Source organism: Flavobacteriales bacterium (genome assembly GCA_020435415.1).
GTDB lineage: Bacteria > Bacteroidota > Bacteroidia > JACJYZ01 > JACJYZ01 > JACJYZ01.
Genome location: JAGQZQ010000001.1, coordinates 72,311 through 85,676, shown reverse-complemented (window position 1 = coordinate 85,676; position 13,366 = coordinate 72,311). Strand labels below are relative to the sequence as shown.

At 48.4% G+C, this 13,366-nt stretch carries 14 protein-coding genes; 11 read left to right on the top strand and 3 right to left on the bottom strand.

Annotated features, from left to right (window positions below; genetic code table 11):
• Positions 1–201 precede the first annotated feature (201 nt).
• From KDD36_00375 to KDD36_00360, 4 genes are all read left to right on the top strand, one after another.
• Entirely contained in the window at positions 202–477 is a 276-nt protein-coding gene (locus KDD36_00375) for a DUF1059 domain-containing protein (GenBank protein MCB0395073.1), read from the top strand.
• Position 478: 1 nt separating this feature from the next.
• The gene (locus KDD36_00370; protein ID MCB0395072.1) at positions 479–760 is read left to right on the top strand and encodes a type II toxin-antitoxin system RelE/ParE family toxin; all 282 of its coding nucleotides are present in this window, start codon (positions 479–481) and stop codon (positions 758–760) included.
• A gap of 11 nt (positions 761–771) precedes the next feature.
• The gene (locus KDD36_00365) at positions 772–1,071 is read left to right on the top strand and encodes a HigA family addiction module antidote protein (protein ID MCB0395071.1); all 300 of its coding nucleotides are present in this window, start codon (positions 772–774) and stop codon (positions 1,069–1,071) included.
• 133 nt (positions 1,072–1,204) lie between these two features.
• Positions 1,205–1,441 carry a DUF1059 domain-containing protein gene (locus tag KDD36_00360; protein MCB0395070.1) on the top strand — a complete coding sequence of 79 codons (237 nt, stop codon included), beginning with the start codon at positions 1,205–1,207 and terminating at the stop codon, positions 1,439–1,441.
• A gap of 63 nt (positions 1,442–1,504) precedes the next feature.
• Here KDD36_00360 and KDD36_00355 read toward each other — a convergent pair whose 3' ends face one another.
• Together KDD36_00355 and KDD36_00350 are read right to left on the bottom strand one after the other, a co-directional pair.
• Entirely contained in the window at positions 1,505–2,770 is a 1,266-nt protein-coding gene (locus KDD36_00355) for an aspartate kinase (protein MCB0395069.1), read from the bottom strand.
• 199 nt (positions 2,771–2,969) lie between these two features.
• Positions 2,970–3,449, bottom strand: coding sequence for a GNAT family N-acetyltransferase (locus KDD36_00350; GenBank protein MCB0395068.1), 480 nt, complete (start codon positions 3,447–3,449; stop codon positions 2,970–2,972).
• A gap of 170 nt (positions 3,450–3,619) precedes the next feature.
• On the opposite strand from KDD36_00350, the gene fbp reads away from it, so the two are divergent.
• Together fbp and mfd are read left to right on the top strand one after the other, a co-directional pair.
• On the top strand, positions 3,620–4,654 hold the full coding sequence (fbp, locus tag KDD36_00345) for a class 1 fructose-bisphosphatase (protein ID MCB0395067.1): 1,035 nt from the start codon (positions 3,620–3,622) through the stop codon (positions 4,652–4,654).
• Between the two features lie 15 nt (positions 4,655–4,669).
• Entirely contained in the window at positions 4,670–8,044 is a 3,375-nt protein-coding gene (gene mfd / locus KDD36_00340; protein MCB0395066.1) for a transcription-repair coupling factor, read from the top strand.
• On the opposite strand, the gene KDD36_00335 is transcribed toward mfd, so the two are convergent.
• Positions 8,041–9,282 carry an ABC transporter permease gene (locus KDD36_00335; GenBank protein MCB0395065.1) on the bottom strand — a complete coding sequence of 414 codons (1,242 nt, stop codon included), beginning with the start codon at positions 9,280–9,282 and terminating at the stop codon, positions 8,041–8,043. The two genes, mfd and KDD36_00335, sit on opposite strands and share 4 nt — an antisense overlap.
• A gap of 184 nt (positions 9,283–9,466) precedes the next feature.
• Between KDD36_00335 and purH the strand changes: the two genes are divergently transcribed.
• The 5 genes from purH (at position 9,467) to KDD36_00310 (ending at position 13,218) form a co-directional block, all read left to right on the top strand.
• Positions 9,467–10,990 (top strand): bifunctional phosphoribosylaminoimidazolecarboxamide formyltransferase/IMP cyclohydrolase, encoded by a 1,524-nt coding sequence (gene purH / locus KDD36_00330; protein ID MCB0395064.1) that lies wholly within the window; start codon positions 9,467–9,469, stop codon positions 10,988–10,990.
• A 328-nt stretch (positions 10,991–11,318) separates the two neighbouring features.
• Positions 11,319–11,414, top strand: a complete 96-nt coding sequence (locus KDD36_00325) for a T9SS type A sorting domain-containing protein (GenBank protein MCB0395063.1) — start codon at positions 11,319–11,321, stop codon at positions 11,412–11,414.
• A complete protein-coding gene (locus tag KDD36_00320) occupies positions 11,414–11,953 on the top strand; it encodes a hypothetical protein (protein MCB0395062.1) in 540 nt (179 codons plus the stop codon). Before KDD36_00325 ends, KDD36_00320 begins: the two co-directional genes overlap by 1 nt.
• Positions 11,954–12,045: 92 nt before the next feature.
• Positions 12,046–12,585 (top strand): hypothetical protein, encoded by a 540-nt coding sequence (locus KDD36_00315; GenBank protein ID MCB0395061.1) that lies wholly within the window; start codon positions 12,046–12,048, stop codon positions 12,583–12,585.
• A gap of 129 nt (positions 12,586–12,714) precedes the next feature.
• Positions 12,715–13,218, top strand: a complete 504-nt coding sequence (locus tag KDD36_00310; GenBank protein MCB0395060.1) for a hypothetical protein — start codon at positions 12,715–12,717, stop codon at positions 13,216–13,218.
• The last annotated feature ends 148 nt before the right edge of the window (positions 13,219–13,366 follow it).

Genomic DNA, 13,366 nt, shown 5'->3' with positions numbered 1-13,366 from the left:
TGATGTATGATGTGTGATGTATGATGTATGATGTGTGATGTGTGATGTGTGATGTGTGATGTGGAGGTTCGGCGAAGGTTCCCGGATCATTGCGATACCGGGACAGGTGCACCTTCGTCGTACTATTCTGTAGCTTACAGCTACCCTATCATTAACCAATGATAATGCGAATTGAGGTACGCACGAAATAAGCTGAAAACAATGACATGCAATCAACTGGGTGGTGCATGCGACCAGGAGTTCCAGGCGGATACTTTCGAGGAGATGGCGGAATTAAGCAAGCAACACGGAAGGGAAATGCTTCAGAAAGGCGATGAAGCACACCTCAAAGCCATGAACGAAATGCAGGAACTGATGCAGGATCCAAAAGCCATGCAGGACTGGTTTGAAAACAAGAGAAAGGAATTTGAGAAAGAAAGCTTCTTTTTAAATCGAAACATATTGGTTACTTTTAACGTTACTAATGTAATGCGTTAGTATGATTGTGTCATTTGGATCAAAGGAAACAGAAAGTATCTGGAATGGTGATCGGGTAAAACAATTGCCATTGGAGATTCAAAAGGTTGGAAGAAGAAAACTCAGAATGTTGAATAATGCACAGAACATAGGAGACTTGCGGGTGCCTCCGGCGAACAGATTAGAGAAATTGCAAGGTGCACATAAAAACTTCTACAGCATCCGGATCAATGATCAATGGCGAATTGTTTTTCGATGGAATAACGGGCAAGCCTCGGAAGTTGAAATAATGGACTATCACTAAAATCTTGAATCATGGCCAAGCTACCAAACATACACCCCGGTGAAATTTTGTTGGAAGAGTTTCTGATTCCGTTGAACATAAGTGCTTATCGTTTGTCAAAAGACATTGAAATACCACAAACAAGGACTTCAGAGATTATCAAGGGAAACAGGAGAATCACTGCGGATACCGCTCTCAGGTTAAGCCGGTATTTCGGAACCACTGCCAAGTTCTGGCTCGGACTGCAGGATGACTATGACCTGGAGGAGGAAAGGGAAAAGAAGGCCGGAGTATTAAAACAGATCAAATATTATAACGACAATGCTGCCTGAAGATCTCGGTAGGTTTGGTACATTCCTTGCTTTATGCGGCTATTGTATTTGCGTTGTTAACCCCAAAATCATGCAATAGAAAATTTTCTATTGCATAGTTTGGGATTAAGTAAACGGAACCAACACCAACATCATGAAAACCATGACATGCAAACAACTGGGCGGCGCATGCGACCAGGAATTTCACGCGAACACTTTCGAGGAGATGGCGGAATTAAGCAAACAACATGGAAGGGAAATGTTTCAGAAAGGGGATACCGCTCACCTCAAAGCCATGGATGAAATGCAGGAACTGATGCAGAATCCAAAGGCTATGCAGGAGTGGTTTGAAAATAAAAGAAAGGAATTTGAGGCGCTTGCGGATGGATAAATTGTTTCTTCTTCAGATCAACATCACCAAATCACCACATCACCACATCACCACATCATCACATCACCCCCTATCCTTCACCACCAGCTGCACATTCTCCGGTCCTTTTTGTTCCAGTAGAATTTCCTTGTTGATGCAAACGCGGTCGATGGTTTTCTGATCGTAATACCTGATGGTGATCAGCTCCAGGTGCCCGGTTTGGCTTTGTACATTGAAGTGTTTAGACAAGTCTTTTGTCAGGGCGGAGACCTTCTTTTTGTTGTTATCCATTGCTACCAGAAAGGAGATGGCGCTGTTTTGCATCACGTTGATTTTGATGCGGTGTTTGGCGAACAGACTGAAGATCAAGCTCAGGTTATCCTCGGCGATGAAAGAGAAATCCTTTGCCTGGATGGACAGCAAAGCCTGGTCGATTCGGAAGATGAATGATGGGATGAGTTTGCGGTAATGCGCTTCAGCGATGACGGTGCCCTTGGCTTTCGGGTTCACGAACGACCTCACCCGCAACGGGATTTTCTTGTTTTGTAAAGGCTGGATGGTCTTCGGGTGAATGACGGTGGCGCCGTAATAGGAGAGCTCAATGGCATCACGGTAAGACAGCTGGGGGAGGAGAACCGTGTCATCAAACCACTTGGGATCGGCATTGAGTACGCCGGGTACATCTTTCCAGATGGTCACTTCTTCCGCCTCGAGGGTGTGGGCAAGGATGGCAGCGGTATAATCGGATCCTTCCCGGCCCAGTGTTGTCGTATGTTTTTGGGAAGTGCTACCGATGAAACCCTGGGTGAGGGAAATATGTTTTTTACGTTTCGGCAACAGGTTTTTGCGTACCCGTTCCCGCGTCACTTTCCAGTTGACTTTCCCTTCGCGGTAGGTGCTGTCCGTGAGGATAAGGTCGCGCGCATCCCACCATGTGCAGGACATGCCCACGTTGTTCAGGTAGGCTGCCACGATGCGGGTGGAAATGAGTTCGCCGTAGCATACGATCTGATCATAAGCGAAATCTTCGTTGGTAGTGGGTTTCTTCAGGGACCGGGTTTCCAGTTCACTTAAAAGGTTTTCCAGACCTTCGACCGCATCTTCTTTTCCGAACAGTCCATTCACGATGGTCATGTGAAAGTCGCGGATAAACTTGAGTTGTTTGAGTGTTTTGTTTTTGTGGCCCTGGAGGTGACATGCCACCAGCTTTTCGAGTTCGTTCGTGGTTTTGCCCATGGCCGATACCACCACCACAAGTGACTCCTCAGGAAATTGCTTCAACACACGGGCGACGTTCTTCACGGAATCAGCATCTTTCACCGATGCGCCCCCAAACTTGAATACTTTCATATAATTAATGTGGTTTCTAGTTTCTGGTTTCTAGTTTGTAGTTGACACGAGGAGTCCCGGAAGAATCCTTAAGCATTGGTTTGGCGCATATGATCAGGTAAAACAACTTTGCATAATGATTAACGTTTGACACCGAACCACAAACTACAAACCACCCTCCTTCGCTAAAGCTATGGAGGACGAAGCAAACCACAAACTTTTAACGGGTAAGTTCCATCTCATGCAGCTGCTCACCCGTCAGCTTGCAGTTGATCCAGGTGCCATCCAGCTGGCTCCCCAGACTTTCATAAAACTTAATGGCGGGTTCGTTCCAGTCCAGCACCTGCCATGCCAGTCGGCGTGCACCGAAGGCTTTGCTGATGCGCATGAGTTCCGTTAACAAAGCTTTTCCGATACCGCTGCCCCGCATGGATTCTTCCACGATCAGGTCGTCAAGATAAATGCACTTGCCTTTCCAGGTGGAGTATACCGGGAAGTACAGGGCCATCCCTACGATCCGTTCCGGCGTTTCGGCGACAATGGCATCGAAGATGGGCTTGTCACCGAAGCCGTCACGGGCAAGTTCTTCTTCGGTTACGGTGACCTCATCAGGTGCTTTTTCATACAAGGCCAATTCGCGTATCAGGCGCAACAGGTCGGGAACATCTTCCCGCACCGCTTTTCTTATCGTGAAGTTCATGGGCTGTAATTTGTGTCAAAGGTAAGGAATAGATGGTTTAAGGTTTAAGGTTTAATGTTTAAGGTTCGGACCAACCTTAAACATTAAACCTTAAACTTTAGACCATAAACCGTTAGATTTCCTGTATTGGCCGATAATTCCGATATTTGTGAGGTATTAAAACATCAGTTATGGTAGGATTGAACAAAGACAAACATGTAACCACCCTCAACGAGTTCATTATCGAGCGCCAGGCGGAGTTCCCTTATTCGAGGGGAGAGCTGTCCAGATTGCTCAGCGATATCGGTCTGGCGGCCAAGATTGTGAACCGTGCGGTGAACAAGGCCGGACTGGTGGATATTCTCGGTGAGGACGGCAGCGTGAATGTGCAGGGGGAAGAAGTGAAGAAGCTGGATGTGTTTGCCAATGAACAGTTCATCGCCGCGCTGAAATCCGGAGGAGAGTGTTGTGCCGTGGCATCTGAAGAGAATGAAGACCTCATCCCTTTCGATGGCAGCATTTCGGATAATGCAAAGTATGTGGTGGTCTTTGATCCGCTTGACGGCTCGTCCAATATCGATGTGAATGTTTCCATCGGAACGATATTTTCAATCTACCGCCGTGTGTCGCTTTCCGGACCGGGTAACCTGGAAGATTTCCTTCAGCCCGGAACCGAGCAGGTGGCCGCAGGTTACGTGATCTACGGTTCTTCTACCATGATGGTATACACCACAGGACGTGGCGTGAATGGCTTTACCCTGGACCCGTCCATCGGTGAGTTCTGCCTGTCACATCCCGATCTGACCATTCCCAAAGACGGTAAGATATATTCCATCAATGAAGGGAACTATGTGCATTTTCCCGAAGGAGTAAAAAAATACATCAAGTATTGTCAGGAGGAAGACAGCGCCACCGGTCGTCCGTTGTCTTCAAGATACATCGGTTCGCTGGTGGCCGATTTTCACCGCAACCTGATCAAGGGAGGGATATTTATTTATCCGTCCACCGCAAAGAACCCCCAGGGAAAACTCCGTCTGCTGTACGAATGCAACCCGCTGGCCTTTATCGCGGAACAGGCAGGTGGTGTGGCCACCGATGGTCACGGACGCATCATGGACATCAAGCCGACCGATATTCACCAACGCGTTCCCTACATCGTAGGCTCAGAAGAGATGGTGAACAAGGTGATGGAATTTATTGCCGCCGGAAAGAAAGTGCCGGCCTGAAGAGGAGATTGACCTGTGAATTCCGGCGAAACGTTTGCATTTGATACCTTTCTTCAATCATTTAAAGAAACCGATCAGGTTCACCGGATTCTGAATGGCCTTCAGAACGAGCAACCGCAACACCTTCATCTGACCGGCCTCATCGGAAGTGCTCTTCCGGTGTATTTCTCACAGGTGCTATCACAATCAGGTGGCATACACCTCTTCGTACTCGACGATAAAGAGGAAGCAGCATATTTTTACAATGATCTTCAAACGGTGCTTGCACCCGGACAAGCCATGTTCTTTCCGGAGTCGTACCGGCAGTATTACGGCCCACGCATCAACAGCAACGTGATCACACGGAATGAGGTGATGGAACGGGCAGGTAAGCCCAATAAAAGAGGACTGGCCATCGTCACCTTCCCTGAAGCCCTGGCAGAGAAAATATGGCCGGGCAGGCGATACCGCGACAAGCGCATTGACCTCCAGTTGGACCAGGAAGGAGACATCGAGGAAATGCGTGAGAAGCTGTTCTCTTTCGGTTTTGAGGCGGTGGATTTTGTTTATGAACCCGGACAGTTTTCTATCCGCGGAGGCATCGTTGACGTCTATACGTTTCACCATGAATTTCCTTACCGCATAGAATGGATCGATGATCATATCTCATCACTCAGAACATTCGAACCGGACACGCAGCTTTCTGTTTCCATGCTTGACCGCCTGTCTATCGTGCCGGATTTCCATGAAGAAAAGGTTTTGGATCAAAAGGCACCCTTTCCGTTGTTGATGGAGAACGCCACCCTGTGGATACGTCATCCGGAATTGGTCAGAGATCGCCTGGAGCAGGAAATGACGCAATGTGTGAAGGCGTACGATGGATTAGAGAAAAGGGAAGAGCAACCGCAACCGACGCAGGTGCTGGCTACCTATGAAGAAATTGATGCAGTATGGAAGCCGTGGCGGCAGGTGATCTTCGGGCGATACAACGGTCAGGTGGATGATACCATTAATTTTGACCTGCACCCCCAGCCATCATTCAACAAAAATTTTGAGCTGCTTGCCGATGACATCGCTTCCTGTAATAAGAAAGGTTACCGTAACATCATCTTCGCGGATCATGCCAAACAGATAGAGCGCATTTATGCCATTCTGGATGACATTGCGCCTGAAGGAAAGGAAGACCGCCACTTTCAGCCCTATGCGAAATCACTTCATGAAGGGTTCATTGATGAAGGACTGAAATATGCCTGCTATACGGATCACCAGATATTCAACAGGTATCATAAGTACCGACTGAAGACCGGTTTTACCGGCAGCCAGGCGCTTACGCTTAAGGAACTCTATGACCTGAAACCGGGCGATTTTGTCACGCACATCGACCATGGTGTGGGCCGGTTTGATGGACTGGAAACAATTGATGTCAACGGCAGGAAACAGGAAGCCGTGCGGTTAACCTACCAGGACAGCGATATCCTCTACGTAAGCATTCATTCGCTTCATCGCATCATGCGCTTTTCGGGCAAGGAAGGCCACGTGCCCAAGATCAACAAGCTTGGGTCCAAGGCCTGGTCCAATCTCAAGTCCAAAACCAAAAAGAAGGTCAAGGACATCGCCAAGGACCTGATTGCGCTCTACGCCAAGCGCAAGATGCAGGACGGTCTGGCATTTTCACCCGATACCTATCTCCAGCATGAACTGGAAGCCTCCTTCCTGTATGAAGATACACCCGATCAGGTGACGGCCACCGCCGATGTGAAAAAGGACATGGAGCAACCCCATCCGATGGACCGCCTCATATGCGGAGATGTGGGCTTCGGAAAAACAGAGATTGCCATACGCGCTGCGTTCAAAGCCGTGGCCGACAGCAAACAGGTGGCCATTCTCGCACCTACCACCATTCTTACGCTTCAGCATTCCAAAACCTTCGCTGAACGACTGAAAGATTTTCCGTGCAATGTAGATTACCTGAATCGCTTCAAGACATCCGCCCAGCAAAAGGAAACGTTGAAGAAACTGGCTGAGGGAAAAATCGACATCATCATCGGCACCCACCGGCTGCTCAGCAAGGATGTCAAGTTCAAAGATCTCGGACTCCTCATTGTGGACGAAGAGCAGAAGTTCGGGGTGACCGCCAAGGAAAAACTGAAAGCCATGCGGGTGAATGTGGACACCCTTACCCTCACCGCCACACCCATCCCGAGAACCTTGCACTTTTCGCTCATGGGTGCGAGGGACCTTTCGGTGATCAATACCCCACCGCCGAACCGCTACCCGATCCAGACCCAGCTCCAACCCTTTAATGAAGCCATAGTGGCAGAGGCTGTGGATTATGAATTGTCGAGAGGTGGACAGGTATTTTTCGTACACAACCGCGTGAAGAACATCCATGAGGTGGCACATATGGTGGAACGCGCAGCGCCGGGCGCCAGGGTTGCTGTGGCTCACGGGCAGATGGATGGAAAGCACCTGGAGAAGATCATGGTGGATTTCATTGAAGGGAAATATGATGTTCTTGTGGCCACCACCATCATCGAATCCGGATTGGATATTCCCAATGCCAACACCATCATCATCAATCAGGCACACATGTATGGCTTAAGTGACCTTCACCAGATGCGGGGGCGTGTGGGACGTTCCAACAAAAAAGCCTTTTGCTACTTGCTGGCACCACCTCTGGCCACCCTTTCCAATGACGCCAGGAGACGCCTGAGGGCCATCGAAGAATTCTCGGATCTCTCCAGCGGCTTTAACATCGCCCTGCGCGACATGGATATCCGGGGAGCTGGAAACCTGTTGGGTGGAGAGCAAAGCGGCTTCATTTCAGAGATGGGATTTGAGGCATATCATAAAATTCTGGATGAGGCCATTCGTGAGCTAAAGCATGAAGAATTCGGGGAGCTGTTCAAAGATGAAGAAGCAGAAAGTGTGTTTGTACATGAATGTCAGATAGAGACAGACCTGGAAGTGTTGATACCGGATACGTATGTGAACAAGATCAGCGAGCGACTTTCTTTATACAGGTCCTTGAACAAGGTAGAAGATGAAGATGGCCTGACGGTTTTCGTGGAACAGCTGCGTGATCGTTTCGGACCACTGCCGCAACAGGTGCAGGACCTGCTGGACACGATGCGGCTGAAATGGCTGGGTGCTTCACTCGGCTTCGAAAAATTATTTCTCAAGAACGATCGCCTGATCGGTCATTTTCCGCCACAGGATCTGGAGGCCTATTACCAGTCACCCGTATTTTCCGCCATCCTTGCCTTTGTGCAACGCAGGGGTGCGGATACGGCCATGAAAGAAAGTGGGGAAACCCTGCGGTTGATCGTAAGGGGGATTCATTCGGTGGAGCAGGCACTGAACTTGCTGGGGGAAATCGTTGGAAAACCGGAGAAGGTGCAACAGACTTAAGAACGGATCGCTTCAACCGGGTCCATCCTGGATGCCATCCATGCCGGAATAAAGCCGAAGATCACCCCGATCAGTCCGGATGCCAGCACCCCGATCATCACATTTCCGAAGGTAAGCGAGAACTCCATGTCCAGAAGGGAGCTGGCTACAATAGTACCAAACCAAACGATCATCAGTCCGAAAAAGCCGCCGATCAGACACAACGTGATGGATTCGGAAAGGAACTGGATCAGGATAAAGTGGCTCTTCGCTCCGATGGCTTTCTGAATACCGATCAGATTGGTACGTTCCTTTACAGACACGAACATGATGTTGGCGATGCCGATCCCACCTACCAGAATGGAGAACCCACCAATGATCAGTCCAACCAGACTGAGCACAGTAAAAATCCCGCTGAAGTTATTGGTGAGCAGCTTTGATTCATTTAACGCAAAGTTGGATTCTTCGCCCGGACGGATCTTACGGATGGAGCGCATCACACCCTCCAGTTCACTGATGAGTTCGGAGTTGGGTATGCCCGGTCTGGCCTGCACCATGATCATGGGGTTGGCCGCCGGACCTTTGATGTACATGATGTTTCCGGCGAATTTCAGTGGGATGATCACCGTATTGTCTCCACCGGTATCAAACATACTTTCCCCTTCCTTCTTGAGAACACCCACTACACGAACACTGCGTCCCATGACCTTGATATTCTTACCGAGGGCATTGCCAAGCGGGAAAAGACTGGAAGCTATATTCGCACCCAATATAGCCAGGTTACGTCCTCCGGCAGACTCGATCTCACTGAAAAACCGCCCTTCACTGAACTCGTAATTCTGGATGCGATCCATCGTTTGGGAAACCGCCAGGATGGTAACCCTGTCGGCACTGTTGTTGCGGTATTTGACCGTTCCGTTATCGCTCGCCTGGAATGCCACCTCACTGGCGGCATGACACCGTTCCGCAACCAGTTCCGCCTCTTCAACGGTGGTGAGCGGACGCTGCCAGTATTTCCACCAGGCATAGTTGGGGCCGAAGGTCCATGGCCATTTCTGAACATAAACAACATTGGTGCCCAGCTTATCAAAACTCTTACGCATGTTGATCTCCAGCGAATCGATGCCCGTGAAAACCGCGATGATTGCAAAGATGCCGATGGTAATCCCCAAAAGCGAGAGGATGGTGCGTAGCTTGTTCACCCACAAGGCATGCAGGGCAAACATCACACTTTCACGTACCAGCCGGAGAAAAATCATAAGGGGATTAAGAATGTAGAGTTAAGAATGAAGAGGAAAATTAAGAATTAAGAATGAGACAGCAGGGGTGTGTTGTGAATTCTATGTTAAAAAGTAAGCGTGGCGGTCTTTGCTTGCCCCGGCAGGTCATCGTAACTTGCGCCCTCGCTCGTCACGGTTGTGAACGGAACCATACAAAAACACCATGGAAGGAAAGAAAAAAATAAAGTCGGCACTGATTTCTGTATTTAGCAAAGATGGTCTGGAAGGCCCTGTGAGGAAACTTCATGAAAAAGGCGTCCAGCTGTTTTCCACCGGAGGAACCCAAACATTCATTGAAGGATTGGGGGTTCCGGTAACCCCGGTCGAATCACTGACCAGCTATCCGTCCATTCTTGGGGGGCGGGTAAAGACCCTGCACCCAAAAGTATTCGGAGGTATCCTGAGTCGCAGGTCAGAAGCAGGCGATGTGGAGCAACTGGCTACATATGAGATCCCGGAGATTGACCTCGTGGTCGTAGACCTCTATCCTTTTGAAGATACGGTTGCATCCGGAGCATCCCACCAGGAGATCATAGAAAAGATAGATATCGGTGGCATTTCCCTTATTCGTGCGGCAGCAAAGAACTACAGCGATGTGGTGATCGTGCCTTCCTTAAAAGAGTATGCCGTACTTGAAGGTTTCCTGGATGAGAACGACGGCGTTACCACCCTGGCCCAACGTCAGGCCCTGGCATGCCGTGCATTTGATGTTTCATCGCACTATGACAGCGCCATATTCAGCTTCTTTCAGGGAGATCAGCCAATGGTATTTAAAGCAGATGCGGCTCCGGCCCATGTGTTGAGATACGGTGAGAATCCCCATCAGCAGGGCGTTTTCTACGGCGACCTCGATCAGGCATTTGACAAATTGAACGGCAAGGAAATATCTTACAACAACCTGCTCGACATAGATGCCGCCGTGGCGCTGATAGATGATTTTGAAGAAACCACCGTGGCCGTGCTGAAGCACAACAATGCCTGTGGACTGGCAAGCAGGGAGCACCTTATTGATGCGTGGAAAGATGCCCTGGCTGGGGATCCGGTGAGTGCATTCGGTGGGATACTGGTGAGCAACCGCCCCATTGATCTGGCCACAGCAGAGGAGATGAACAAGTTGTTTTTTGAAGTACTCATCGCACCCGACTTCGCACCGGAGGCATTGACTCTGCTACAGTCAAAGAAGAACAGGATCATCCTGAAGAGAAAGGAGATCAAACGTTCCACCAAACAATTCCGCACAATTCTGAATGGTGTGCTGGAGCAGGACAGGGATGTTTTCACAGAAACCGCCGCTGATTTTACAACCGCTACCGAAAGGAAACCGGCGCAGAGCGAAATCGCGGACATGATCTTTGCGGTGAAGCTGGTGAAGCATACGAAGTCCAACGCCATTGTATTGGCCAAAGACGGGCAGCTTCTGGCAAGTGGCGTGGGACAAACCTCGCGCGTGGATGCCCTGGAGCAAGCCATTGCCAAAGCCAGGCACTTCGGCTTTGACCTGCAGGGTGCCGTCATGGCTTCGGATGCCTTTTTCCCCTTCCCGGATTGCGTGGAGATCGCGCACAAGGCGGGCATCACAGCTGTGGTACAACCGGGTGGCTCCGTAAAGGATCAGGATTCTGTAGACTACTGCAATTCACAGAACATGGCCATGGTCGTGACCGGTAAGCGGCATTTTAAACATTAGACGAGGATTTGTCCCCTTTATCCTGAAGTTTCTATTTTGATGACCTTTGCACGTTTTGTGCAGTAAGGATTCCATTCCACAATGGGTACCGCTGAATATTCTTTTGATGCGATTACAAGCTCCGTAATCTGTATCTGACGAGGTTTTTGTTGTTGACAAAATAACCCCGGACCAGATCATCCTAACTATCAAACGTCATTGACTTGTCCCTTTACTAACGGTTCCGTTTGGGATAGCTTTGCTTCAAACCAAACACCTGAAATCATGCTGAAAATTAATCCTTGCCAAAGACAATGGCGGTTTTCCTTCAGGACTTCATACCTTTAAGTTGGATATTTCGGGGTTAACGCCTGGACAATATTTTGTCCGGCTGAGAACAAACGAATTTGTTGAGACAAGGAAACTAATGGTATTAAGGAACTAATGCGGTACCTGGTCACTCTACTTTTGATCCTGCCCCTGCTTCAAGGCTGCAAGCCGGACCCTATCCTGCTTCAGGGTTATGAAGGCGAGGCTACGGCGGTGAAAAATGGCCAGCCCTGGCGTGCCTTGATCCGGGCTGTTCCAAACAAACCACTTGGCTATGGGTTTGATATTCTCATGGAGGTCTATAATGAATACCAGTTTCAAAGGGAGTCTTTGTTTATTTTCAGGATTCCCTATCAAAATCAGATGAACCTGATCGACACGATAGGTTGGCATACCGACTCGTTGATTACTGGTGCATTTTATGCTACCCTGGCGGAGGATGGAGATGTGATGGACAATGCATACTATGTTTTTAATGACGTTCATTTTGACAATTATCTAACCGTAACCCATTACAACAAGCATACCGGTGAAGTTAGCGGGGTGTTTCAATTGATGGTGGTCATTGATCCGGATGATCCTAAGCAATACCCCAATGCGGTGGATACCATTCGGTTTGAACATGGGAAATTTACTACGGTGATCAGGAAGTAGGTATTCGCTTATAGATTCCTGTGGAAGTATTTTATCCGGCTGAAAACAAACGAATTTGTTGAGACAAGGAAACTAATGGTATTAAAGAACTAATGCGGTACCTGGTCACTCTACTATTGATCCTTCCCCTGCTTCAAGGCTGCAAGCCGGACCCCATCCTGCTTCAGGGCTATAAAGGGGAGGTCACGGCGGTGAAAAATGGCCGACCCTGGCGTGCATTGATCAGGGCCGTTCCAAGTGAACCTTATGGTTACGGGTTTGATATTAATGTGGATGTATACAATGAATACCAATTTCTAAGGGAATCGTTATTTATTTTCCGTATCCCATATAAGAATCAGTGGAATATCATTGACACAATAGATGCCCATACAGATTCGGTGATCACCGGCGCATTTTATGCCACCGTGCAGGAGGATGGAGATGTGATTGATAATATATATCATGTTTTCAATGCCGTTGATTTTGATAATTATATAACCGTAACCCATTACAACGAACATACCGGTGAAGTCAGCGGAGAGTTTCAATTGACTACGATCATTGATTTGAGTCGCCCTCAACACTACCCCAATGCGGTGGATACCATTCGGTTTGAACATGGGAAATTCACTACGGTGATCAGGAAGTAGATATTCGCTTATAGGTTCCTGTGGAAGTATTTTTGTCCAGCTGAAAACAAACGAATTTGTTGAGACAAGGAAACTAATGGTATTAAAGAACTAATGCGGTACCTGGTCACTCTTCTTATAATCCTGCCCATGCTGCAAGGCTGCAAGCCGGACCCCATCCTCCTTAAGGGTTATGAAGGCGAGGCCACGGCGGTGAAAAATGGCCAGCCCTGGCGTGCCTTGATCGAAGGCATTCCAAGTAAACCGTTTGGTTACGGTTTTGACCTTAACATTGATGTATACAATGAATATCAATTTCTAAGGGAGTCGCTATATATTTTCCGTATCCCGTACAAGAATCAGTGGAATATGATTGACACAATAGATGCCCACACAGATTCGGTGATCACCGGCGCATTTTATGCCACCTTGCAAGAGGATGGAGATGTGATTGATAATGTGTATCACGTTATTCCTATGATTGGCTTTGACAATTTCATCAAGGTGACTCATTATGATGAGATTACCGGTGAGGTCAGGGGAGAGTTTCAGTTAATCATGGTGATAGATCCAGATGATCCCAAACACTATCCCAATGCGGTGGATACCATTCGTTTTGAGCATGGGAAATTTAATACCGTGATCAGGAAGTAAGATGAAGTTGAGTTTGCTTCCCATGATCCGATGGAGTTGCATTTGAATGACCATTGTAGACTCCCCGAACCACCATCACCATAGTTTTTAGCATTCAATTGTTTAAAAAACTTATCCCGCTGACCCCATCAGTCCATTTTAAAACATT

Bases quoted from the DNA above. Each gene is read 5' to 3' on its own strand.
- KDD36_00375 (MCB0395073.1), top strand. From the start codon at position 202: ATGACATGCAATCAACTGGGTGGTGCATGCGACCAGGAGTTCCAGGCG.
- KDD36_00370 (MCB0395072.1), top strand. From the start codon at position 479: ATGATTGTGTCATTTGGATCAAAGGAAACAGAAAGTATCTGGAATGGT.
- KDD36_00365 (MCB0395071.1), top strand. From the start codon at position 772: ATGGCCAAGCTACCAAACATACACCCCGGTGAAATTTTGTTGGAAGAG.
- KDD36_00360 (MCB0395070.1), top strand. From the start codon at position 1,205: ATGAAAACCATGACATGCAAACAACTGGGCGGCGCATGCGACCAGGAA.
- KDD36_00355 (MCB0395069.1), bottom strand. From the start codon at position 2,770: ATGAAAGTATTCAAGTTTGGGGGCGCATCGGTGAAAGATGCTGATTCC.
- KDD36_00350 (MCB0395068.1), bottom strand. From the start codon at position 3,449: ATGAACTTCACGATAAGAAAAGCGGTGCGGGAAGATGTTCCCGACCTG.
- fbp (MCB0395067.1), top strand. From the start codon at position 3,620: ATGGTAGGATTGAACAAAGACAAACATGTAACCACCCTCAACGAGTTC.
- KDD36_00335 (MCB0395065.1), bottom strand. From the start codon at position 9,282: ATGATTTTTCTCCGGCTGGTACGTGAAAGTGTGATGTTTGCCCTGCAT.
- purH (MCB0395064.1), top strand. From the start codon at position 9,467: ATGGAAGGAAAGAAAAAAATAAAGTCGGCACTGATTTCTGTATTTAGC.
- KDD36_00320 (MCB0395062.1), top strand. From the start codon at position 11,414: ATGCGGTACCTGGTCACTCTACTTTTGATCCTGCCCCTGCTTCAAGGC.
- KDD36_00315 (MCB0395061.1), top strand. From the start codon at position 12,046: ATGCGGTACCTGGTCACTCTACTATTGATCCTTCCCCTGCTTCAAGGC.
- KDD36_00310 (MCB0395060.1), top strand. From the start codon at position 12,715: ATGCTGCAAGGCTGCAAGCCGGACCCCATCCTCCTTAAGGGTTATGAA.